This is a genomic window from Uruburuella testudinis (assembly GCF_022870865.1).
Lineage (GTDB): Bacteria > Pseudomonadota > Gammaproteobacteria > Burkholderiales > Neisseriaceae > Neisseria > Neisseria testudinis.
Genome location: NZ_CP091508.1, coordinates 1,193,818 through 1,218,702, shown reverse-complemented (window position 1 = coordinate 1,218,702; position 24,885 = coordinate 1,193,818). Strand labels below are relative to the sequence as shown.

Genomic DNA, 24,885 nt, shown 5'->3' with positions numbered 1-24,885 from the left:
ATCAACTGGTCAAAATACCCTAAAATCAAGCGATAAATTCCACATGTTTTTCAAGCACACTTTCCAAAGTCTGCCCGGCCGACATGCCGCTGAAGGTGATGCTGTTGCTGTATTCGCTGCCGTCGCTGCCGACACCGGTAAAGCTCAAGGTGTGGCCGGCATCATCCCAAACAGCGTTTTGCAGCTGCTCCGCCCCCACCAAATCGGCAAATACAACTTTATCCGAGCCTTCTTCAAAATCGGTAATGATATCGTTGCCGCTGTTGCTGTTGGCCAAGAACACAAACTGGTCGGCACCTTCGCCGCCATTCAGCGTATCGTTACCGGCACCGCCGATCAGGATATCGTTGCCACCGCCGCCGTTAAGCGTGTCGTTACCCCCGTCGCTGCGGCCGTCGAGCAAATCGACCCAATTTTCACGAACATAATCCACAATCTGCTGATCGCTGGCATCGCTGCCGCTGTTGTCAGACCATTTGATGTATTCGGTTAAGGCTTCTGCCCCCATACCGTCATGACTGCCGGCGGTATATTCGGCATCGGTGTCGCCGTTTACCCAAGACAAATCGTCTGTGTTGATGCTGTCGCCAAACAGAATATCATTGCCCTCACCGCCATACATGGTGTCGGAAGAGATTTCATTTTGCACATTGGTGGTGGTACCTCTTTCCAAAGCGACATCCAGCTCGGCCGGATTGGCAACGATGGCAGAATCGCCCATCTCACCGCTGTAGGTGAAAGTAACCGGATATTGGCCGGCATATTCGGTCAACGTTGTGCTGCCAGATGCCATTTCCCCGCCGTTTTCCATGGTGTTGTCGAAGTAATCCAACACAGTTTCTCTGATGCCTTGGGCAAAACCGATGGCATGCACGGCAGAAACCTTGCTTAATGTTTGGAAGCTTTCTAAAGCCGCCGTTACCGTTTCCTGAGTGGTGTATGCTCCGACACTGTTGGCGCCGCTTGCACCGTATACAGTGGGCTGGCCGTCGGTAAGGAAATAGGTAACATTGGTGTGACCGTTGTCGGACACGCTGTTAAACCATGTGGCGGCATCTGCAAAAGCATCATCATAGTTGGTGGCGCCCTGAATGCGCGGGCCCAATTGCAACGCAGTAATCGATGCCAGCAACTCATCCACATTGTCTTCAGTCAGCTCACTGATGTTCAACACCATATTGGCGGTACGGTTAAATGCCATAAATGCCACATTGATATTGCCGTCGTGATTGCCCAAATCTTGTGCCAGCTTGAGCAGAGATTGGCGCGCCATTTCCAGATAGGTGATGCCGGCATCGGTTTCGAAATCCTGCATACTGTTGGAAATATCCAGCAAAATCGCTACGTTGTAATCGGTGCCTTTGGTAATCACAGTGTTATAACCGCCGCGGTCGCCAATCAGCACATCGTTACCGCCGCCGCCGACAATATCGGTTTCCGGTTCATTGGTGCCGATAACGGCTTTATCGTCTGATACGCCGTTGATGGTGATATTCAGCGTGGCTGTGCTGGTATCACCGTCGGCATCGGTTATCGTATAAGTGAAACTGTCGGTCAGGGTTTCGCCGTCATTCAAAGCCTTCACCGCGCTATTATCAGCATCCGGCACATACTTGTATCCGCCGTTTGCATCAAGCGTTAACCGGCCATAAGCGCCCTGCCCGTTTTCCAGGCTGACTTCTGTTGGAGTATCGGCGCCGGTGCTGTCGTTTTCCAACACATTTCCGCTCACCGAAACATCACCTTCGCGAATGCTGCCGGCATCATCTGCCGCAACAGGCGCCGTATCGGTAATGGTGATATCCAAGCTTTCCATCACAAGATTGCCTGCCGCATCACGAACCGTCACGATAAAGCTGTCGATCACGGAAGTATCGCCGCCGCTGTGGTCTTTAGCCGTGCCGTTTTCAGTATAGGTATAAGACACTACGCCAGCAGCCGCATCATAGGCCGTGATTACCAACGTGCCTTTATCAGTCACGATGACAACAGGGTTATCTGCTGTTGCAAGCGTCACATCCCTGCCCCCGACTGTAATGGCAGTAACCGCATGGTCATCACTGACATTAATCGTGCCGCTAACCACTGTATGGCTCGCTTCCGGTACAGATTGGCCTTCTACAGACACACTGGGCTCAATGCTGTCCACACTGCCCGGATCGGTAGCTTTGCCTTCGTTGCCGGCTGCATCGGTTACGGTTGCTTCGGCGGTGTAACCGCCTTCCGCCAACGGGGTTTCTACGTCTACGCTGTAATGGCCGTCTGAATCAACGGTAGCAGTAACGGTTTGGGTATTGCCTTCGCTGTCGGTTACCACAACAGTGACCACAGAGCCTTCCGGCGCATCGGTAGTACCGGTGATGGTCGGGGTAGTGTCGTTGGTGTTGTCGGGCGCGTCTACGGTGACGGTCGGTGCATTCGTGTCAATACTGCCGTCATCACTGGCTTTACCTTCGTTGCCGGCCGGATCGGTTACCGTTGCTTCGGCTGTGTAACCGCCTTCCGGCAATGCTTCGGGTACATCGACGCTGTAAGTACCATCTTCCTGAACCGTGGTGGTCACAGTTTGGGTATTGCCTTCGCTATCGGTAATCACAACAGTCACAACCGAGCCTTCCGGTGCATCGGTAGTGCCGGTAATGGTCGGGGTGGTGTCGTTGGTATTGTCGGGCGCGTCTACGGTGATGGTCGGTGCAGTTGTGTCTACCGAACCCGGATCTGTAGCGGTCGCTTCGTTGCCCGCTGCATCAGTTACGGTTGCTTCGGCGGTGTAGTCGCCTTCGGCCAGCGGGGTTTCCACGTCTACGCTGTAGTGGCCGTCTGAATCAACGGTAGTGGTCAGCGTTTGGGTATTGCCTTCGCTGTCGGCTACCACAACAGTCACAACCGAGCCTGCCGGCGCATCGGTGGTGCCGGTAATAGTCGGGGTGGTGTCGTTGGTATTGTCGGGCGCATCTACGGTGATGGTCGGTGCAGTTGTGTCTACCGAACCCGGATCGGTTGCAGTGGCAGTATTGCCTGCTTCGTCAGTCACAGTCGCTTCGGCTGTGTAACCGCCTTCCGGCAATGCTTCGGGTACATCAACGCTGTAAGTACCATCTTCCTGAACCGTGGTAGTCACAGTTTGGGTATTGCCTTCGCTATCGGTAATCACAACAGTCACAACCGAGCCTGCCGGCGCATCAGTAGTGCCGGTGATGGTCGGGGTAGTGTCGTTGGTGTTGTCGGGCGCGTCTACGGTGACGGTCGGTGCATTCGTGTCAATACTGCCGTCATCACTGGCTTTACCTTCGTTGCCGGCCGGATCGGTTACCGTTGCTTCGGCTGTGTAACCGCCTTCCGGCAATGCTTCGGGTACATCGACGCTGTAAGTACCATCTTCCTGAACCGTGGTGGTCACAGTTTGGGTATTGCCTGCGCTGTCGGCTACCACAACAGTCACAACCGAGCCTGCCGGCGCATCGGTGGTGCCGGTAATAGTCGGGGTAGTGTCGTTGGTATTGTCGGGCGCGTCTACGGTGATGGTCGGTGCATTGGTATCAATACTGCCATCATCGGTAGCTTTACCTTCGTTGCCGGCTGGATCGGTTACCGTTGCTTCGGCTGTGTAACCGCCTTCCGGCAATGCTTCGGGTACATCAACGCTGTAAGTACCATCTTCCTGAACCGTGGTAGTCACAGTTTGGGTGTTGCCTTCGCTGTCGGTTACCACAACAGTCACCACAGAACCTGCCGGCGCATCGGTAGTACCGGTGATGGTCGGGGTAGTGTCGTTGGTGTTGTCGGGCGCGTCTACGGTGATGGTAGGCGCTGTTGTATCTACCGAACCCGGATCGGTTGCAGTGGCAGTATTGCCTGCTTCGTCGATTACCGTCGCTTCGGCGGTGTAATCGCCTTCCGCCAATGGGGTTTCCACGTCTACGCTGTAGTGGCCGTCTGAATCAACGGTAGTGGTCAGCGTTTGGGTGTTGCCTTCGCTGTCGGTGACGACAACAGTGACCACAGAGCCTGCCGGTGCATCGGTGGTGCCGGTGATGGTCGGGGTAGTGTCGTTGGTGTTGTCGGGCGCGTCTACGGTGACGGTCGGTGCAGTTGTGTCTACCGAACCCGGATCGGTTGCAGTGGCAGTATTGCCTGCTTCGTCAGTCACAGTCGCTTCGGCTGTGTAACCGCCTTCCGGCAATGCTTCGGGTACATCAACGCTGTAAGTACCATCTTCCTGAACCGTGGTAGTCACAGTTTGGGTATTGCCTTCGCTATCGGTAATCACAACAGTCACAACCGAGCCTGCCGGCGCATCAGTAGTGCCGGTGATGGTCGGGGTAGTGTCGTTGGTGTTGTCGGGCGCGTCTACGGTGACGGTCGGTGCATTCGTGTCAATACTGCCGTCATCACTGGCTTTACCTTCGTTGCCGGCCGGATCGGTTACCGTTGCTTCGGCTGTGTAACCGCCTTCCGGCAATGCTTCGGGTACATCGACGCTGTAAGTACCATCTTCCTGAACCGTGGTGGTCACAGTTTGGGTATTGCCTGCGCTGTCGGCTACCACAACAGTCACAACCGAGCCTGCCGGCGCATCGGTGGTGCCGGTAATAGTCGGGGTAGTGTCGTTGGTATTGTCGGGCGCGTCTACGGTGATGGTCGGTGCATTGGTATCAATACTGCCATCATCGGTAGCTTTACCTTCGTTGCCGGCTGGATCGGTTACCGTTGCTTCGGCTGTGTAACCGCCTTCCGGCAATGCTTCGGGTACATCAACGCTGTAAGTACCATCTTCCTGAACCGTGGTAGTCACAGTTTGGGTGTTGCCTTCGCTGTCGGTTACCACAACAGTCACCACAGAACCTGCCGGCGCATCGGTAGTACCGGTGATGGTCGGGGTAGTGTCGTTGGTGTTGTCGGGCGCGTCTACGGTGATGGTAGGCGCTGTTGTATCTACCGAACCCGGATCGGTTGCAGTGGCAGTATTGCCTGCTTCGTCGATTACCGTCGCTTCGGCGGTGTAATCGCCTTCCGCCAATGGGGTTTCCACGTCTACGCTGTAGTGGCCGTCTGAATCAACGGTAGTGGTCAGCGTTTGGGTGTTGCCTTCGCTGTCGGTGACGACAACAGTGACCACAGAGCCTGCCGGTGCATCGGTGGTGCCGGTGATGGTCGGGGTAGTGTCGTTGGTGTTGTCGGGCGCGTCTACGGTGACGGTCGGTGCATTCGTGTCAATACTGCCGTCATCACTGGCTTTACCTTCGTTGCCGGCCGGATCGGTTACCGTTGCTTCGGCTGTGTAACCGCCTTCCGGCAATGCTTCGGGTACATCGACGCTGTAAGTACCATCTTCCTGAACCGTGGTGGTCACAGTTTGGGTATTGCCTTCGCTATCGGTAATCACAACAGTCACAACCGAGCCTTCCGGTGCATCGGTAGTGCCGGTAATGGTCGGGGTGGTGTCGTTGGTATTGTCGGGCGCGTCTACGGTGATGGTCGGTGCAGTTGTGTCTACCGAACCCGGATCTGTAGCGGTCGCTTCGTTGCCTGCTGCATCAGTTACGGTTGCTTCGGCGGTGTAGTCGCCTTCGGCCAGCGGGGTTTCTACGTCTACGCTGTAGTGACCGTCTGAATCAACGGTAGTGGTAACGGTTTGGGTATTGCCTTCGCTGTCGGTTACCACAACAGTCACAACCGAGCCTGCCGGCGCATCGGTGGTGCCGGTAATAGTCGGGGTGGTGTCGTTGGTATTATCGGGCGCATCTACGGTGATGGTCGGCACAGTGGTATCAACCGAACCCGGATCGGTTGCAGTGGCTGTATTGCCTGCTTCGTCGGTCACAGTCGCTTCGGCGGTGTAATCGCCTTCCGGCAATGGGGTTTCCACGTCTACGCTGTAGTGGCCGTCTGAATCAACGGTAGTGGTCAGCGTTTGGGTGTTGCCTTCGCTGTCGGTGACGACAACAGTGACCACAGAGCCTGCCGGTGCATCAGTGGTGCCGGTAATAGTCGGGGTGGTGTCGTTGGTATTGTCGGGCGCGTCTACGGTGATGGTCGGCACAGTTGTGTCTACCGAACCCGGATCGGTTGCAGTGGCAGTATTGCCTGCTTCGTCAGTCACAGTCGCTTCGGCTGTGTAACCGCCTTCCGGCAATGCTTCGGGTACATCAACGCTGTAAGTACCATCTTCCTGAACCGTGGTGGTCACAGTTTGGGTGTTGCCTTCGCTGTCGGTGACGACAACAGTGACCACAGAGCCTGCCGGTGCATCAGTGGTGCCGGTAATAGTCGGGGTGGTGTCGTTGGTATTGTCGGGCGCATCTACGGTGATGGTCGGTGCCGTTATGTCTACTGAACCCGGATCGGTTGCAGTGGCAGTATTGCCTGCTTCGTCGATTACCGTCGCTTCGGCGGTGTAACCGCCTTCCGCCAATGGGGTTTCCACGTCTACGCTGTAGTGGCCGTCTGAATCAACGATAGCGCTCAGCGTTTGGGTGTTGCCTTCGCTGTCGGTTACCACAACAGTCACCACAGAACCTGCCGGCGCATCGGTAGTACCGGTGATGGTCGGGGTAGTGTCGTTGGTGTTGTCGGGCGCGTCTACGGTGACGGTCGGTGCAGTTGTGTCTACCGAACCCGGATCGGTTGCAGTGGCAGTATTGCCTGCTTCGTCAGTCACAGTCGCTTCGGCGGTGTAATCGCCTTCCGGCAATGCTTCGGGTACATCAACGCTGTAAGTACCATCTTCCTGAACCGTGGTGGTCACAGTTTGGGTATTGCCTTCGCTATCGGTAATCACAACAGTCACCACAGAACCTGCCGGCGCATCGGTAGTACCGGTGATGGTCGGGGTAGTGTCGTTGGTGTTGTCGGGCGCGTCTACGGTGACGGTCGGTGCAGTTGTGTCTACCGAACCCGGATCTGTAGCGGTCGCTTCGTTGCCTGCTGCATCAGTTACGGTTGCTTCGGCGGTGTAGTCGCCTTCGGCCAGCGGGGTTTCTACGTCTACGCTGTAGTGACCGTCTGAATCAACGGTAGTGGTAACGGTTTGGGTATTGCCTTCGCTGTCGGTTACCACAACAGTCACAACCGAGCCTTCCGGTGCATCGGTAGTGCCGGTAATGGTCGGGGTGGTGTCGTTGGTGTTGTCGGGGGCATCTACGGTGATGGTCGGTGCCGTTGTGTCTACTGAGCCCGGATCGGTTGCAGTGGCAGTATTGCCTGCTTCGTCGATTACCGTCGCTTCGGCGGTGTAACCGCCTTCCGCCAATGGGGTTTCCACGTCTACGCTGTAGTGGCCGTCTGAATCAACGATAGCGCTCAGCGTTTGGGTGTTGCCTTCGCTGTCGGTTACCACAACAGTCACCACAGAACCTGCCGGCGCATCGGTAGTACCGGTGATGGTCGGGGTAGTGTCGTTGGTGTTGTCGGGCGCGTCTACGGTGACGGTCGGTGCATTCGTGTCAATACTGCCGTCATCACTGGCTTTACCTTCGTTGCCGGCCGGATCGGTTACCGTTGCTTCGGCTGTGTAACCGCCTTCCGGCAATGCTTCGGGTACATCGACGCTGTAAGTACCATCTTCCTGAACCGTGGTAGTCACAGTTTGGGTGTTGCCTTCGCTGTCGGTGACGACAACAGTGACCACAGAGCCTGCCGGTGCATCGGTGGTGCCGGTAATAGTCGGGGTAGTGTCGTTGGTATTGTCGGGCGCGTCTACGGTGATGGTCGGTGCAGTTGTGTCTACCGAACCCGGATCGGTTGCAGTGGCTGTATTGCCTGCTTCGTCGGTCACAGTCGCTTCGGCGGTGTAATCGCCTTCGGCCAATGGGGTTTCCACGTCTACGCTGTAGTGGCCGTCTGAATCAACGGTAGTGGTCAGCGTTTGGGTGTTGCCTTCGCTGTCGGTGACGACAACAGTGACCACAGAGCCTGCCGGTGCATCAGTGGTGCCGGTAATAGTCGGGGTGGTGTCGTTGGTATTGTCGGGCGCGTCTACGGTGATGGTCGGCACAGTTGTGTCTACCGAACCCGGATCTGTAGCGGTCGCTTCGTTGCCCGCTGCATCAGTTACGGTTGCTTCGGCGGTGTAGTCGCCTTCGGCCAGCGGGGTTTCCACGTCTACGCTGTAGTGGCCGTCTGAATCAACGGTAGCGGTCAGCGTTTGGGTATTGCCTTCGCTGTCGGTAATCACAACAGTCACCACAGAACCTGCCGGTGCATCGGTGGTGCCGGTGATGGTCGGGGTGGTGTCGTTGGTGTTGTCGGGGGCGTCTACGGTGATGCTCGGCGCAGTTACGTCTACCGAGCCCGGATCGGTTGCCGTGGCAGTATTGCCTGCTTCGTCGGTCACAGTCGCTTCGGCGGTGTAATCACCTTCCGGCAATGCTTCGGGTACATCGACGCTGTAAGTACCATCTTCCTGAACCGTGGTGGTCACAGTTTGGGTATTGCCTGCGCTGTCGGTAATCACAACAGTCACCACAGAACCTGCCGGCGCATCAGTAGTGCCGGTGATGGTCGGGGTGGTGTCGTTGGTGTTGTCGGGCGCGTCTACGGTGATGGTCGGTGCATTCGTATCAATACTACCGTCATCACTGGCTTTACCTTCGTTACCGGCCGGATCGGTCACAGTCGCTTCGGCGGTGTAATCGCCTTCGGCCAGCGGGGTTTCCACGTCTACGCTGTAGTGGCCGTCTGAATCAACGGTAGTGGTCAGCGTTTGGGTGTTGCCTTCGCTGTCGGTGACGACAACAGTCAACACGGAACCTGCCGGTGCATCAGTAGTGCCGGTAATGGTCGGGGTGGTGTCGTTGGTATTGTCGGGGGCATCTACAGTAATCGTCGGTGCAGTGGTATCAATCGAACCTGGGTCACTGGCTTTGCCTTCGTTGCCGGCCGGATCGGTTACCGTCGCTTCGGCGGTGTAATCGCCATCTGGTAACGGGCGGATGGGTTCAACGGCATAATTACCTGTTTCATCTACGGTAGCCGATACGGTTTGGGTATTGCCTTCGCTATCGGTTACCACAACAGTCACCACAGAGCCCGCCGGCGCATCGGTAGTACCGGTGATGGTTGGGGTGGTATCTGTTGTATGATCCGGTGCATTTACGGTAATCACAGGTGCGGTGGTGTCGACATTGCCGTTATCGCCGGCGGTACCTTCGTTACCGGCCGGGTCTTTTACACTGACATCAACATCATAATTACCCTCCGGCAACGCTTCGGGAACATCAATACTGTAGTGGCCGTCTGAATCAACGGTAGTGGTGATGGTTTGGGTATTACCTTCGCTGTCGGTTACCACAACGGTTACTACGGAACCTTCTGGCGCATCAGTAGTGCCGGTAATAGTCGGGGTAGTGTCGTTGGTATTGTCGGGCGCGTCTACGGTGATGGTTGGCGCAACAGTATCTACGCTGCCGTCATCACTGGCTTTGCCTTCGTTGCCGGCCGGATCTTTTACTCTAACGTCCACCTCATAATTACCTTCCGGCAGCGCTTCGGGCACATCAACGCTGTAGTGGCCGCCTGAATCAACGGTAGTGGTAACGGTTTGGGTCTTGCCTTCGCTGTCGGTAATCACAACAGTGACTACAGAACCTGCCGGCGCATCGGTGGTGCCGGTAATGGTCGGAGTGGTGTCGTTGGTATTGTCGGGCGCGTCTACAGTAATCACCGGCGCGGTGGTGTCTACCGAGCCCGGATCGGTGGCTTCAGCCTGATTGCCCAATTTATCCTGAACAGTTGCTACGGCGGTATAGGTGCCATCCGGCAAGGCATTCGGTACATCTATAGAATAGGTGCCGTCGGTGCCTACGGTGGTTGTGATGGTTTGGGTATTGCCTTCGCTGTCGGTCACCACAACGGTTACCGGTTGGCCGACTTCTACATCGGTGGTGGTGCCGGTGATGGTCGGCGTATTGTCGTTGCTTGAATCCGGTGCATCAACGGTGATAACGGCCGTGGTGTCGATACTGCCCGGGTCGGTAGCCGTGGCCGTTCTGCCGCCCGGCTCGGTCACCGTGGCCGCCGCAGTATATCCGCCATCGGCCAACGCGGTTTCCGGCACCACAGAATAAGAGCCGTCTTCGCCCACCACGGTGGAAACGGTTTGGGTATTGCCGGCACTGTCTGTCAGCACCACAACCACTACGCTGCCGGTTGCAGCATCGGTGGTGCCGGTGATGGCCGGCGTATTGTCGTTGGTGTTATCGGGGGCATCTGCGCTGATTTCAATCGGTGCGATTACCGGTCGGTCGGAATCATCCGAACCGCCGCCTGAAGCGGCGGCCAATGCGGCCAACGGCAACAAGCCCAGCAACCACCACGGTACGGGTGCCCACAAGCTTTGCACGATTTCTCCGCCCAGCGCCTGACCGGCTTCCACTTCTTCTGCCAACATGGTAACGGCATCGGCCGGCGCGGCACTTTCAGGCACATAGGGATACATGCCGCCGTTTTCATGCTCGCCGATTAACAGGCTGCTTTTTGATGCACCGGTGGTATCTGCATAATAGCCCTCGAGAATCATATCAGGATTTTGAATATCCGAACCTTCAAACGCGATGGCCAAATCATTGCCTACGCGCTTGGTCATGATGTTTTCCGGGCCGAGCCGGGTTGCGTCGTCGACAAACTGATAGTTCACATCCGCCTGTGCCGGAATGCGCAGCGCCTCGCCTGAGGCCGTCTGAAAATTCACGGTTTCTACGGTTTCTTGAGCATTATTGATTTTCAGCGTAATGTTTTTAGCCATTTTATTCACCTTAAAATTTCTTTGATTTCGGTATTTTTGGAATCACGTGTTATTCTGCTTTTTCGCCACGCAGGATAATTTCCACACGGCGGTTGGGCTGGTCGCATGCTTTGCGTGCCTCGACATTGCGCGGGTGTTTTGCACGACAGTCGGCCACCTTCAGCTCACGCTCGCCGCGGCCTTGCGGCGTAATCAGATTGCCGGGCACGCCCGAGCCGGCCAGCGCCTGCTTCACAGTAGCGGCACGTTCGTAAGATAGTTTTTGGTTATAACGCGCACTGCCTTGCGGGTCGGTGTGGCCGACAACAGCAATGCTGCTGATGTGGTCGGGGTTTTGCTTGATATCTTCAGAGATGGCGGCGATTTCACGCTGCCCCTGCGGCAGCATGTCTTTATATTGATAGCGGTCGAATTGAAACAAAGCAGCAGCTTGCAGGCTGTATTGTTTTAATACCTGCGCACACTGCCCGGTTTTGCTTACCCGGGAAAGCGTGTGGTTTTGCTGCATCACGCCCTGTATTTCCTGCTGCGCCTGCTCCGGGGAAACAGCCTGCAACTGCGGTGCGCCGTTGCCGTTGTCAACAATTTTGAAAAACGACACTGCCGCTTCGGGCAGGTTGTAATAATCGCCGGCGTTGGCTTTTTTGCTGTATGCCGCATCACGGTCGGTAAATTCGGCATAAAATCTTTGGTTTTGCGCACAAACGGTTTCTTGGCGGTAGGCATTGGGCTGCAAAGAGCCGGAATATTGGCCGTTGACATAAACATTCACAGCAGGCCCGTCAACTGCATCAGCCGGGCGGTAAAACACAACGGATGATCGGCCTTCGGGCACATCGGTAGCGTATACAATCGGATAGGTATCTACCCAGGTTTCTTTCGGATGGTAAGCGCAGCCGGAAGCGAGTGCCGGCAAAAGAATCCACAACAAATGACGAGGTTTGAACATAATCAAGGCTCCTGTAGGCACCGCCCTGAAAGCCTCAAGACACATGCCGTTATTAAATATTTTTCGGCCCTATGTGTTAGGATGTTCTGACCATTCGATTTATGGGTGCTTTCACTCCTAAAAACGCATCTGCTGCGTTAAAAAGCCTCGCAAGATATCTAATCTTGCTGCGCTTTTTGCCCGCTATCTGCATTTCCAGGAGCAAAAATCCCCTCATAAACAACACATCAGAACGCCCTAGTGATTTGAAGCCGTTTCCGTATTAGTTTGACAGCGGATTGCGGCAATCCCCGTATCACATAAAGCAAGACGTAGCAGAATGATAAACGCATCTGCGCATGCTTTTAACATGACTTCACAAACGGCAAATTAAGCTGACAAAAGGTTGAAAGCGGCCTTTTTCCCACCCTTTTAAAAATGCCGGAAGGGTAAGCAATGCATTCATGCCAAAGACATAAACATATGCAAAACAAAAGTTAAATCTTAGGCTCTAAAGCTTAAAATTATCAGCTTTAAGAATATTTTCACGGGGTATCTTTTTTACAACACCCCGCCTTTACCCTCGAAAACACCGCCATTCGCATGGAGTGTAAATTTTTAAGAAACGTGTTTCAAATCACAAAAAATCTATTTGAAACAGCAGCTTCAACAACCAAGCTTCACACAATCAAAATATTTTTTTCAAGCAGGCATCCGCCGTCAGGCAAAATACCCGCCACACACAAAAGCACATCATCCTGATTTCAGCTAAAATAGCCGTCTCTCTTTCATCAGTCCGATTTATGCGCCTCACCCACATCAAACTTGCCGGCTTCAAATCCTTTACCGACCCCACCAGCATCCACGTGCCCGGCCGGCTGGTGGCCGTTATCGGCCCCAACGGTTGCGGCAAATCCAACGTGATTGATGCTGTGCGCTGGGTATTGGGCGAAGCCTCGGCCAAACAGCTGCGCGGCGAGAGCATGCAAGACGTAATATTCAACGGTGCTGCCACCCGCCGCCCCGCCCCGCGCGCTTCGGTCGAGCTGGTATTCGACAACGCCGATCAAACCCTGCAAGGCCCGTGGGGGCAATATGCCGAAGTGAGCATCAAACGCCAGCTCACGCGCCAAGGCGAATCCACTTATTTCATCAACAACCAAGTAGTGCGCCGCCGCGACATCACCGATCTGTTTCTCGGCACCGGCGTGGGCGCGCGCGGTTATGCCGTTATCGAACAAGGCATGATTTCGCGCATCATCGAAGCGCGTCCCGAAGAATTGCGTGCCTACATAGAAGAAGCGGCGGGCGTATCCAAATACAAAGAGCGCCGCAAAGAAACCGAAGGCCGCCTGAAAGACACACGCGAGCATTTGCAGCGCCTGGCCGATTTGCAAAGCGAACTTGGCCGCCAGGTTGAAAAGCTGGAAAAACAGGCCGAAACCGCCGAACGCTACCAAACCCTCACCCGCCAACTGTCGCAACAGCAAGATTTGCTCGACTACGTGCAATGGCAGCAAGCCCTGGCCGCCGCCGACAAAGCCACCGCCCAACATCAAAATTTCCAACAGCAGCAAGACGAAACCGCCGCGCAAATCCAAACGCTCAGCGAGCAGATTCACGCCCTGCAAGCAGCCGAACAGGCACAGCAGGCAGATGCGCATGACATCAGCAACCGCCGCGGCATTCTGCGCGAACAAATCGCCCGCCTCGAAGAACAAATCCGCCACCGGCAAACCCTGCATCAGCGTATCGAGCGCGACCGCACCGCCGCACAAGCACAACTGCAACGCATCCATCAAGAGCAGCAGCAAATCCGCGCCAAGCAGGAAGAAACCGATTATCAAATCGAAAACAAACAAACCGAGCTGGCCGAGCTGGCGATGATGGTGGCCGAACAGGAAGAACAACTGCCCGAATTGGAAGAAGCCCAAAGCGCGCTCGAATCCGCCCACCAAAACCAGCAAGACGAACACAACCGCATCAAACGCGAACTGGCCTTGAAGCAGCAGCAACTGAGCCATGCCAAACAAACCCTGCACACCCAAACCCAACGTCAAGGCCGTCTGAAAGAAGAAAACACCGCCCTCAACCTGCCCGCCGATGCCGACACCGAGGCCGCGCAACAGCAAGCCGCCCTGCTGGCCGAGCAGCAAACACATTACGAAGAACAAATCATTCAAGCAGAACAACAGCTTGAAGAATCACAACAACAGCTTCAGACGGCCTCTGTGCAGCAGCAAAAGCTGCAACAGCAACACATCACCCTACAGGCACAACAACAAGCCCTCGCCCAACTGCTGGCACAAAGCGACACCGACAGCGATTTTTGGGCGCACACCGAAGCCGCCCAAACCCCGCAGCTGTGGCAGCACATTACCGCCCCCGCCGAATGGCAGCACGCCCTCAGCGTGGTGCTGGCCGAACGCCTGCACGCCCGCGCCGTGCCATCCGGGTTTACCCCGCCCGCACCGCTGCCCCAAGGCCAGGCCGCATGGCTGGCCGACCACCTTTCAGGCGGCCTCAAAAAAAGCCTGCCCGCACAAGCCCTGCTCAATCAGATTCAAGCCAAAGCCCCATTTCAAACGGCCTTGCACCACTGGCTCGACGGCATTCTGTGCGCCCCTGATCTACCTTACGCCCTCGCCCGCCAAAACGACTTGCAGGGCCGCCAAATCTGGCTCACCCCCGAAGGCCACCAAATCGACCGCATCAGCGTGATGCTGTATGCCCAAAACAGCGGCGGCAATCTCATTGAACGCAAAGAGCGCCTCGACGCACTCAACACCGAGCTGGCAGCACTCGCACCACAGCTGCAAAACGCCGAACGCACCCACAACCAAGCCCGAAGCGCTCAAACAGCCGCCGAACAACACCACAAAAACCTGTTGCAGCAGCAAAAACAACACCAACAACAATACCAAGCCGCCCAAACCCGCGCCGCCGAGCTGCTCGCCCGCACCAACCAAGGCCAAATCCGCCGCGAACACATCGCGCGCGAACTGCTGCAAATCGAAGCAGAACAACTGATTCTCGAACAAACTTCAGACGGCCTCGAAGACGACATCGCTACCCTCAGCGAAGCCGCCGCCGAGCTGGAGCAGCAGCAACACAGCATCAGCAACAACTGCAGCCAACAGCAAAACCGGCTCAAACAAGCCCGCCTCGCCCTGCTCGAAGCCAACCGCCGCTACGGCCTCGCCGAAGTCGATGTACACAAACTGCAACAACAAAAACAACACCAACAGCAGCAACTGACCCAGCTCGAACAGCAAACCCTCGACTGGCAGGAGCGCCAAAGCGAGCTGGCACTGGCTTATGAAGCCGAACAAGCCGGCGACGAACAACACCTCAAACTCGACAGTCTCAGCGAAGAAGTGCTTACTCTGGATGAGCAATACCTCGCCGTGCAGCAGCAACTTAGCACCACCCAAGCCCAAGGCCGCGAACAATACGCTGCCCAGCAAGCCCTATCGGCCAAACTGCCGCAACTGCAAGCCGCCACCCAAACCGCGCTGCTGCAACAGCAAGAAGCCCTGCTCGGCGCCAAACGCTTCCACCAAAACCTCGAAGAGCGCCAAGCCGACTTAGCCGCCCTCGAAACCCTGGCCGCCGAATCAGGCAGCCTCAAAGCCCTCAGCGACGACATCGGCGGCCTCGCCCAAAAAATCCAAGCCCTCGGCGCCGTCAACCTCGCCGCCCTGCAAGAATTGGAAGAAGCCCGCGAACGCGACGGCTATTACCGCAACCAAAGCGAAGACGTGCAATCCGCCATCGCCCTGCTCGAAGAAGCCATCGCCCAAATCGACAACGAAACCAAAGCCCGTTTCAAAGAAACCTTTCAAGCCGTCAACGAAAAAGTACAAACCTTCTTCCCCACTCTGTTCGGCGGCGGCGAAGCCAAACTGCACATGATCGGCGACGACCTGCTCACCGCCGGCGTTTCTATCATGGCGCGCCCGCCCGGCAAGAAAAACAGCACCATCCACCTTTTGAGCGGCGGCGAAAAAGCCCTGACCGCCATGAGCCTCGTGTTTGCCCTGTTCAGCCTCAACCCCGCCCCCTTCTGCCTGCTCGACGAAGTGGATGCCCCGCTCGACGACGCCAACACCGGCCGTTTCTGCAAGCTTGTGAAAGAAATGTCGGCGCAAACCCAATTTCTCTATATTTCCCACAACCGCCTCACCATGGAAATGGCCGAGCAGCTGATCGGCGTGACCATGCAAGAAAAAGGCGTCTCGCGCATTGTCGCCGTCGATATCCAACAAGCGCTGAGCATGGCCGAACCGGCCTAGGGTGTCCTGATGTGTCGTTTATGAGGGGATTTTTGCTTCTGGAAATGCAGCCGGCAAGCGTCGCATTCGGTTGCTACTACTGCACTCTGTTCCCTCCCCCGACCCAACGGGAAAGGGTTAGGGTGGGGTAAAATCGTGAAGGATTCTATATCTCATGAATTATCTTATCCCAAACCCACGTAACAGAGTGTAGTTCACAAAAACCCTGCCCATACAAAGGCCGTCTGAAAGAAAATGCGTTCAGACGGCCCGGCTTGTTTGCAGAATCACACCCATTCATAAAAGCAAGCAAACAAGGCAAGCCGACGCAGTCAGGTTATTTTTATGAATAGCTATTAAATTAAGCGGCTATGACAGCAGAGGCCGTCTGAAATTATTTGGCCGGCACAAACAACAGCCCGTTAAAATCAGGTAAAATAAGCACCGACTTTTACCCACCCGAAGAAAGCCCTGCCACATGAGCGATTCATTGAGCTACCGCGATGCAGGTGTCGATATCGATGCCGGCGACCAATTGGTTGAAAACATCAAACCCTTTGCCAAACGCACCATGCGCCCCGAAGTATTGGGTGATTTGGGCGGCTTCGGCGCGCTGGTGGAAATCAGCAAAAAATACCGCCATCCGGTTCTGGTTTCCGGCACCGACGGCGTGGGCACCAAGCTCAAACTCGCTTTCGATTGGGACAAACACGACACCGTCGGCATCGACCTTGTCGCCATGAGCGTTAACGATATTCTGGTGCAAGGCGCAGAGCCGCTGTTTTTCCTCGACTATTTCGCCTGCGGCAAACTCGACGTTGCCCGCGCCACCGATGTCATTAAAGGCATCGCCCAAGGCTGCGAAGCATCCGGCTGCGCCCTGATCGGCGGCGAAACCGCCGAAATGCCCGGCATGTATCCCGAAGGCGAATACGACCTTGCCGGTTTCGCCGTCGGCGTAGTAGAAAAAGACCAAGTGATTAACGGCCGCAGCATCGTGCCCGGCGACGTGATATTGGGCTTAGCCTCCAACGGCGCCCACTCCAACGGCTATTCCCTCGTACGCAAAATCATCGAGCGCGACCAACCCGATTTAGATGCCCCGTTTGACGGCGGCAAAACCCTGCGCCAAGCCATCATCGCCCCCACCCGCCTGTATGTCAAACCGATTCTGGCCGCGCTCAAGCAATTCACCATCAAAGGCATGGCACACATTACCGGCGGCGGCATCACCGAAAACATACCGCGCGTATTGCCCGAACACACCGTTGCCCAAATCGATGCCGCAGCATGGGAAATGCCCAAGCTGTTTCAATGGCTGCAACAGGCCGGCAACGTTGACGCGCAGGAAATGTACCGCACCTTCAACTGCGGCATCGGCATGGCCGTCATCATCGCAAAAGAAGATGCCGACGCCGTGCAGGCATTCTTAACCGAACAAGGCGAAACCGTTTACCGCCTCGGCGAAATCCGCGAGCGCCAAGGCGACGAGCACCAAACCCAGGTCGCTTAAGCTTTCCGCAACCCAGGGTGTCCGGACACCCTAAGGCCGTCTGAAAATATATTTTCAGACGGCCTTAGATTTGCAGCAAAGCCACACCGCAATTCATTAGAAAAACTAAACAATCAAATCAGCCATTGCCACTTAATCTTTCCACCGTTTCCGTCTACAATCGCACTTTCTTATCACACACCCCAAAATAAAGGATTATCCGCATGAACATCAAAACCCCTATTTTTGCCGCCACGCTGATGCTGGCTACCGCCTTCACCCAAGCCGAAGATTTGCAGGTAAAAGTTTACAACGCCTCGCCGGAAAGCTTCAGTGTTAACTCCACCTTAATCAGCGGCGAAAAAGAAGCCGTGGTCATCGATGCCGGCTTTACCCGCGCCGATGCTTTGCGGATTGCCGCCAACGTATTAGACAGCAACAAGCAGCTCACCACCATCTTAGTCAGCCAGGCCGACCCTGATTATTATTTCGGCGCAGAAACATTGAAACAGATTTTTCCTGAAGCAAAAGTGGTAGCCACCCCCGCCGTAGTGGAGAAAATCAAAGCCAAACTGCCCGCCAAGCTGGCTACATGGTCGCCGCGCATGGGCGCCAACGCGCCGGTGAAACCGCTGCTGCCCACCCCGCTCACCGGCAACACACTCACGCTGGAAGGCAAAACCATTGAAATCCGCGGCACCACCGGCATATTGGCGCACCGCCCGTATGTGTGGATTCCCTCCATCAAAACCCTTACCGGCAACATCGGCGTATTCGGCAATATGCACGTTTGGACGGCCGACACCGCCACCGCCGCACAGCGCCGCGCATGGCGGCAGCAGCTGGATGAAATGGCCGCGCTGCAACCCCAAACCGTGATTCCCGGCCATGCACAGGCAGGTGCTCAATATGATGCATCAGCCATCCGCCACACCCGCGATTACCTCAACACTTTCGAGCAGAAGCTGGCCGCCAGCCCAAACAGCACAGCATTGATTGACAACATGCAAAAAGCCTATCCCGATCTCGGCGGCCAAATCAATCTCGAACTGGGCGCCAAAGTCAACAAAGGCGAAATGAAATGGTAAACCTCACTTATCTGTTCGACCCGCTGTGCGGTTGGTGCTATGGCGCCGCCCCTGCCATCCGCCTATTGGCCGCGCAAGCGGATTTCCACCTCCGCGCCCTGCCCACCGGACTGTTTTGCCAACCCGGACGCACGATTGATGCTGATTTTGCCGCCCACGCCCGGCGCAACGACCAACAAATCGCCGCGCTCACCGGCCAAGTATTTTCCGATGCCTACCGTGAAAATGTATTAGGTTCCAACACCGGATTCGATTCCACCCCTATGGTCGATGCGCTGACGGCGGTTGCCTTACATCGCCCCGAGCGAGAGTTGAGCGCCCTCGCCGCATTCCAAACTGCACGTTATGTCGATGGGCGTGATGTAACTGATGCTGACGTGTTGGCTGATATTCTGCAAGCACTTGATTTGCACGAAGCCGCCGCTATCATCACCCGTCCTGCCACCCGCGTTGCGGCACAAACACGTATCAGCGAGGGCCGCGCATGCGCACAAAGTTTGGGCTTGCAAGGTGTACCGCAACTGCTGGTTCAACCTGCCGGCCAGCACATCCTGCCGCAAGCCTTGCCCGGCAAATTGCTGTTTGGTGATTTGGCACAACTGCCCGCGCAAATACGGCAGCTTGTCTGACCAGCATCCGAGCAACCGTGCGCTTATTAAAGGCCGTCTGAAAATATGAGGTTCAGACGGCCTTTAAGCTTGTGCGTATTGATGCTAATATCCGTCAACACATCACTACAACAAACGGAGAACCTGCATGACCACCCTGCCCCGCCCCGAAATTGATGAAGACGGCCTGCTCGAATATTCGGTGGTTTACACCGACCGCGCCTTAAACCATATGTCGCAAAAGTTTCAGACGACCTTGCGCGAGATTGCCGCCACGCTGAAAAAAGTGTATGCCGCCGATTATGCGGCAGTGATTCCCGGCAGCGGCACATCAGGCATGGAAGCGGTGGCGCGGCAGCTGGCACGGGATGAAAAATGCCTGATTATCCGCAACGGCTTTTTCAGCTTCCGTTGGACGCAGATTCTCGAACAAGGCCGCATTGCCGCCGATACGTGCGTGTTTACCGCCCGTCAGAGCGATGAAGCCCAAGCGCCGTTTGCGCCCGCACCGATTGAAGAAGTGGCCGCGGCGATTGCCGAATACCGCCCCGCCGTAGTGTTTGCACCGCACGTAGAAACCGCTTCCGGCATCATGTTGCCTGATGATTACATCAAAGCGCTGGCCGATGCTGTGCACGCCGTCGGCGGTTTGCTGGTTATCGATTGCATCGCTTCGGGCTGCATCTGGCTGGATATGGCCGCACTCGGCATTGATGTATTGATTTCCGCACCGCAAAAAGGCTGGAGCGGCTCCCCCTGCTGCGGCCTGGTGATGTTGAACGAAGCCGCTTATCAAAAAGTGCAGGCTAGCGAATCCGACAGCTTTGCGCTCGATTTGAAAAAATGGCTCGCCATCATGCAGGCTTTTGAAAACGGCGGCCACGCTTATCACGCCACCATGCCAACCGATGCGCTGCTGGTTTTGCGCGATGTGATACGCGAAGCCGAAGCCATCGGTTTCGACACCCTCAAAGCCGCGCAAACCGAATTGGGGCAGAAAATGCGTGCGCTGCTGGCCGAGCAAGGCTTCCCCAGCGTGGCTGCGCCCGGCTTCGAAGCCCCCGGCGTGGTGGTAAGCTACACCACTGATCCCGACATTCAAAACGGCAAGGCATTTGCGGCACAAGGCATGCAGATTGCCTCAGGCGTGCCGCTGCAATGCGGCGAGCGCAGCGATTTTTCCACCTTCCGCCTCGGCCTGTTTGGCTTAGACAAGCTGCAAAACATCGACCGCGCCGTGGCCGCCTTTGCCGATACGCTGGCTAAAGTGAAATAAGTTTTAGCGCTTTCAGGCATTGGTTACTTTTACGATAAGGCATTGTTCTGCTAAAATAATGCCTCAACACTTTTCAGACGGCCTTTATTTGAGAAAAGGCCGTCTGAAACGCTTTTGTCACACGCATAAAGAACACCACACCATGAGTAACACCTCCGACCAAAAACCTTTCGAGCGCCCCGAGCTGGTGCCGCCCGGCGGCCACAAAAAAGTGCTGCTGCATTCCTGCTGCGCGCCCTGCTCCGGCGAAGTGATGGAAGCCATGCTCGCTTCGGGCATTGATTTTACGATTTATTTTTACAACCCCAACATCCACCCGAAAAAAGAATACGAAATCCGCAAAAACGAAAACATCGCCTTCGCCGAAAAACACAACATCCCGTTTATCGATGCCGATTACGATGTCGACAACTGGTTCGAGCGCGCCAAAGGCATGGAAATGGACCCCGAACGCGGCCGCCGCTGCACCATGTGTTTCGATATGCGCTTCGAGCGCACCGCCCTTTATGCCCACGAACACGGCTTTCCCGTCATCACCAGCAGCCTGGGCATTTCGCGCTGGAAAAACATGAACCAAATCAACGACTGCGGCGTGCGTGCGGCTGAAAAATACCCCGGTTTGCAATATTGGGAATACAACTGGCGCAAAGGCGGCGGCAGCGCGCGCATGATTGAAATCAGCAAGCGCGAGCATTTTTATCAGCAGGAATACTGCGGCTGCGCCTATTCGCTGCGCGATTCCAACCACCACCGCAAATCACAAGGCCGCGCACCGATTAAAATCGGCGTCAAATATTACGGCGACGAAGACAACGAAAACTGAGCGGAAAACCTGCCGAATCGGTTTGACTGTTGTTTATCAGGGGATTTTTGCTCCCGGAAATGCAGATGCAAGGCAAAAAACGCAGCAAGATTGAGCATCTTGTGAGGCTTTTTAACGCAGCAGATGTGCTTTTAGCGCAAAAAAGATGATAATCTATGACACATCAGGGCACCCCAAGGCGCTCATGATTAAAGGCCGTCTGAAAACAATTATGTTTTCAGACGGCCTTTAACCATTCACAAAAGTAAGCTGTTGCCTTGTGATACCTTTATTTGAGTTTGACGATCAACAAGGCGGCGGTTTGATCGTACCGCTTACAAGCTGTTCACCACCCCACTCGCCCCTGCCGCCATCGCCAATTTATACAGCGTTTCTTGCGGCATATCGCCGTGCCACAGGCGGGTGATGTTGGCAATCACAGGCAGATGGCTGGCCTTGCGCACCCGCACCAGCGCATCCACATCCAAACGGTAAGTATGTTCAGGCTCAAAACTGAGCGTGCCCGCCTCGCCCAAAATAATGTGGTGATTGCCGCGCAAAGCCACATGTTCGGCGGCCACCAGCCATTCGTCAACCCGATGGTGCTTGTCTTTGCACAACACCACCGGCGTATTCAGACGGCCAACTTCGTCTTGCAGCGCCCGATTGCCCATCAATTCGCCGCCCAAATATAAAATATCGGCCTGCGCATTGAGCGCGGGAGCAATTTGGCGGACATCGCGTATGCGCACAATCACCGGTTTGCCTGCCGCATGATATTGCTGCATCAGCGCCTGCATGGTGCGGATTTGGTTTTTTTCCTCACCATAACCGCTGTCGGCATAAGGGCTGTAGGGCAGATAAAAAGGGTCGGCAAACACCGCATCGGCCGCAGCCGCCCGCTCGGGTGTGGCGGCAATATCGAGCATTTTACTGCCGCCGAACGCCACGCCGCGCACCGTAATGATGCTGTCGTGCGGCTGTGCTTCACGGCTGACGATACGCCAGTCGTTCAACACCCGGATGGCGCGCTCCACTTCGGGCAGGCTCTCGATTTCGTGCGGATGAAACACACGCTCATCCCCCACCGCGCCGATAATGGTACGCTCTTCCCCGCGCGACACATGCTCTTGCAGGCCGCGGCTGCGGATCAGCCCGACCACACGCTCGATAGCGGCGCCCGAAGCCTGTTTCTGCATAACAATAATCATGATAAAGCTCCCGGATATTCAAGGGCCGCACCGCTTGAACCATACAAACGGCAACGCAAAAATCACGCCGCCAAACACAAAACCGGCGATTTGGCTGATTGCACGATAGCCGTTCAACTGCATCATCCTACATCGCTGTCTCACCTTGTCGTACAAGCTGCTACCGTCTCCGGCTCGCCGCTTCGTGATGCAGCAGCAGTTTAACGGCTACATAGTAGCAACAATCACCTTGCCGTGCCAATGTTTCCAAACGCGTGTGTTATACTCCAAGCTGTTTTTCCGATTATATCCACCCATGATTCGTCTTTTGCGCTCAGGCAGATTTTGGCTGAAATTCATCAGCTTCGGCAGCATGGCCCTTATTTTGGCCGTGCTCAGCCTTTACCTGACGCTGCACCAGCTTTTCAGCCCCGAACGCCTGCACGCGCTGGCCGACGATGCCGTAGCGGGCAGCGGCCGCAGCGTGCGCTTCAGCAGCAACATCGGCCGCAGCTGGCTGCCCCGCCCCACCGCCACGCTGCACAACGTGGTGATTACCAAACCCGGCAGCGCAGCCGCCGCCGTGATGGTAAAAGAAATGCGCATCGGCATCAGCTGGAGCAGCCTGTGGCAGGCACGCCCCGAAATTGAAAAATGGCAGCTGCGCCAAGCGGAAATCGAGCTGCTGCACGACAGCGACGGGCGCTGGAGCCTGCAAGACTTATGGCAGTCACACACCGACACGGCCGCACCCGGCCGGCTGAGCGTATCCGACAGCCGCATCAATATCCACCTGCCCGAGCGCAGCTATTATCTGAATGATTTTTATACCGATATCGGCAACGATAGCAACGAAGGCCGCCCCTTCAGCAGCCGCGGCACCCTCCAAAGCCATACATCCGCCCCGGCCGCCTGGTCGGCGGAAGGCAGTTTGCAACAAAACAACGGTATCTGGCGCATACCGCAGCTGCACTTGCAGGCCGACAGCGCCATACACGGGCAGCCGTTCAGCCTCAACAGCGAGAGCAGCCTGAGCTGGCAACCCTCCGCGCAAACCCTCACGCTGCAAAACATACGTCTGCGTGCCGACAGCCCTTTCCACAACCTGCACCTCACCGCCGAAAGCCCCGCCGCCACTTGGGCCAACCGCCACCTGAACATCGGCAAAATCAACGCCGTCTACACCGCCGGCAACGAGTCGGCGCATTGGAACGGCTCCTTAGCGCTGGGCAGAATCAGCCTGCGTCCGAGCATTGCCGCCATCGATGAATTTGAAATCAACAACAATCTGCAAAGCAGCAGCCGGCAGACCACATTCAACCTTTCCGGCGCCGCCACCTGGCAGAAAAACCAGCAACTGCGTGCCGACATCAAGCTCACCACCCTGCAAGACAACCTCGGCAAAGCAGCAGATCCGCGCTTCAACAGCCAGCTGGCCGGCACCTTCACACTCGAGCACAACGGCAGCTGGCAAACCGGATTGCAAGGCCTGTTCGACCGCCAACCGGCCGCACTCAACGCCGCCTACACCCCCAATCCGCACGGCACGCCGACACTCAGCGGCAGGCTCAACCTGCACAAACTCGCCCTCGCCCCTTATTGGCAAGACTTGCAGGCGCAATCCGGCAGCCTTTACCCCGCCCTGCTGCTGCATGAAAAAGCGCCCGTTATCGATACCGAAATCACCATCGGCAGCCTCAGCATGCCCGGTCTGCAATTCGACAACCTGAGCAGCCACCTGTTTGCCAACCGCGAGCGCATCACCTTATCCGGCTTTCGCGCCGGGCTTTACGGCGGCATCACCGAAGGCGGCATCAGCATGGCCAACACCAACCCGATTTCCTACCACTTGCAGCAAAACGCCGCCGGCGTGCACATCAGAGCGCTGCTGCAAGATTTGTTTGCCTACAGCAGCATCAGCGGCAACGGCAACGCTGTTATCGACCTCACCGCCCGCGGCAGCAACCGCAGCGAGCTCACCCGCAGCCTGAACGGTAGCCTGCAACTGACCGTATCCGACGGCGCCTGGCTCGGCATTGATTTCGACAACATCCTGCAACGCGCCAGCAACGCCGCCGCCATCGGCAGCGGCCGCACCGACGTGCAAACCCCGTTCAGCCGCTTTTCCATGCTCAGCCATATCGAAAACGGCATCGACTATCACGAAAACGTCGAGCTGATCTCGCCGCGGCTGGAAATCCGCAGCAGCGGCCGCACCGACCTCGCCAGCCAAACCCTTTCCGAAAACCTGTTTATCCACAACGCCCGCAACCGCCAAGCCAAGCCGATACCGCTCACCATCAGCGGCCCCATCGACAACCCCTCGGTAACCATCGACTTTCAGCGCCTCACCTACGGCATGAGCACCCCCGAAGAGAGGCGCCGCGCCTTGGCCGAAACCCTGCGCGAGCAATGGCAATGGCTCAACCCGCGCAACAGCGGCACCCCCTAAAACACCACCCCATATTTTTCAGACGGCCTCA

Annotated in this window: 10 protein-coding genes; 7 read left to right on the top strand and 3 right to left on the bottom strand. The window is 56.2% G+C overall.

The features are described from left to right. Window positions 1-25 precede the first annotated feature (25 nt). On the bottom strand, window positions 26-10,744 hold the full coding sequence (locus LVJ83_RS05605; RefSeq protein ID WP_244787124.1) for an Ig-like domain-containing protein: 10,719 nt from the start codon (window positions 10,742-10,744) through the stop codon (window positions 26-28). A 49-nt stretch (window positions 10,745-10,793) separates the two neighbouring features. Beyond that, window positions 10,794-11,693: an OmpA family protein gene (locus tag LVJ83_RS05600; protein WP_244787122.1), complete on the bottom strand. Its 900-nt coding sequence runs from the start codon at window positions 11,691-11,693 to the stop codon at window positions 10,794-10,796. 782 nt (window positions 11,694-12,475) lie between these two features. Between LVJ83_RS05600 and smc the strand changes: the two genes are divergently transcribed. The 6 genes from smc (at window position 12,476) to LVJ83_RS05570 (ending at window position 21,233) form a co-directional block, all read left to right on the top strand. After that, the gene (gene smc, locus LVJ83_RS05595; RefSeq protein WP_244787119.1) at window positions 12,476-15,967 is read left to right on the top strand and encodes a chromosome segregation protein SMC; all 3,492 of its coding nucleotides are present in this window, start codon (window positions 12,476-12,478) and stop codon (window positions 15,965-15,967) included. A 457-nt stretch (window positions 15,968-16,424) separates the two neighbouring features. Continuing rightward, complete coding sequence (gene purM / locus LVJ83_RS05590; RefSeq protein ID WP_244787117.1) at window positions 16,425-17,459, top strand: phosphoribosylformylglycinamidine cyclo-ligase; 1,035 nt, start codon at window positions 16,425-16,427, stop codon at window positions 17,457-17,459. A 203-nt stretch (window positions 17,460-17,662) separates the two neighbouring features. After that, on the top strand, window positions 17,663-18,526 hold the full coding sequence (locus LVJ83_RS05585; protein ID WP_244787115.1) for an MBL fold metallo-hydrolase: 864 nt from the start codon (window positions 17,663-17,665) through the stop codon (window positions 18,524-18,526). Next, window positions 18,520-19,155 carry a DsbA family protein gene (locus LVJ83_RS05580; protein ID WP_244787113.1) on the top strand — a complete coding sequence of 212 codons (636 nt, stop codon included), beginning with the start codon at window positions 18,520-18,522 and terminating at the stop codon, window positions 19,153-19,155. Before LVJ83_RS05585 ends, LVJ83_RS05580 begins: the two co-directional genes overlap by 7 nt. 127 nt (window positions 19,156-19,282) lie before the next feature. After that, window positions 19,283-20,410, top strand: coding sequence for an aminotransferase class V-fold PLP-dependent enzyme (locus LVJ83_RS05575; protein ID WP_244787111.1), 1,128 nt, complete (start codon window positions 19,283-19,285; stop codon window positions 20,408-20,410). Between the two features lie 142 nt (window positions 20,411-20,552). Beyond that, the gene (locus LVJ83_RS05570) at window positions 20,553-21,233 is read left to right on the top strand and encodes an epoxyqueuosine reductase QueH (RefSeq protein ID WP_244787109.1); all 681 of its coding nucleotides are present in this window, start codon (window positions 20,553-20,555) and stop codon (window positions 21,231-21,233) included. A gap of 314 nt (window positions 21,234-21,547) precedes the next feature. Here the strand turns inward: LVJ83_RS05570 and LVJ83_RS05565 are convergent, their stop codons facing one another. Next, window positions 21,548-22,423 carry a chorismate mutase gene (locus tag LVJ83_RS05565; protein WP_244787107.1) on the bottom strand — a complete coding sequence of 292 codons (876 nt, stop codon included), beginning with the start codon at window positions 22,421-22,423 and terminating at the stop codon, window positions 21,548-21,550. A gap of 187 nt (window positions 22,424-22,610) precedes the next feature. Here LVJ83_RS05565 and LVJ83_RS05560 point away from each other — a divergent pair, with 187 nt between their 5' ends. Next, complete coding sequence (locus LVJ83_RS05560) at window positions 22,611-24,854, top strand: AsmA family protein (protein ID WP_483368481.1); 2,244 nt, start codon at window positions 22,611-22,613, stop codon at window positions 24,852-24,854. The last annotated feature ends 31 nt before the right edge of the window (window positions 24,855-24,885 follow it).

Bases quoted from the DNA above. Each gene is read 5' to 3' on its own strand.
- LVJ83_RS05600 (WP_244787122.1), bottom strand. From the start codon at position 11,693: ATGTTCAAACCTCGTCATTTGTTGTGGATTCTTTTGCCGGCACTCGCT.
- LVJ83_RS05560 (WP_483368481.1), top strand. From the start codon at position 22,611: ATGCAGCAGCAGTTTAACGGCTACATAGTAGCAACAATCACCTTGCCG.
- LVJ83_RS05565 (WP_244787107.1), bottom strand. From the start codon at position 22,423: ATGATTATTGTTATGCAGAAACAGGCTTCGGGCGCCGCTATCGAGCGT.
- LVJ83_RS05605 (WP_244787124.1), bottom strand. From the start codon at position 10,744: ATGGCTAAAAACATTACGCTGAAAATCAATAATGCTCAAGAAACCGTA.
- LVJ83_RS05570 (WP_244787109.1), top strand. From the start codon at position 20,553: ATGAGTAACACCTCCGACCAAAAACCTTTCGAGCGCCCCGAGCTGGTG.
- LVJ83_RS05585 (WP_244787115.1), top strand. From the start codon at position 17,663: ATGAACATCAAAACCCCTATTTTTGCCGCCACGCTGATGCTGGCTACC.
- smc (WP_244787119.1), top strand. From the start codon at position 12,476: ATGCGCCTCACCCACATCAAACTTGCCGGCTTCAAATCCTTTACCGAC.
- purM (WP_244787117.1), top strand. From the start codon at position 16,425: ATGAGCGATTCATTGAGCTACCGCGATGCAGGTGTCGATATCGATGCC.
- LVJ83_RS05580 (WP_244787113.1), top strand. From the start codon at position 18,520: ATGGTAAACCTCACTTATCTGTTCGACCCGCTGTGCGGTTGGTGCTAT.
- LVJ83_RS05575 (WP_244787111.1), top strand. From the start codon at position 19,283: ATGACCACCCTGCCCCGCCCCGAAATTGATGAAGACGGCCTGCTCGAA.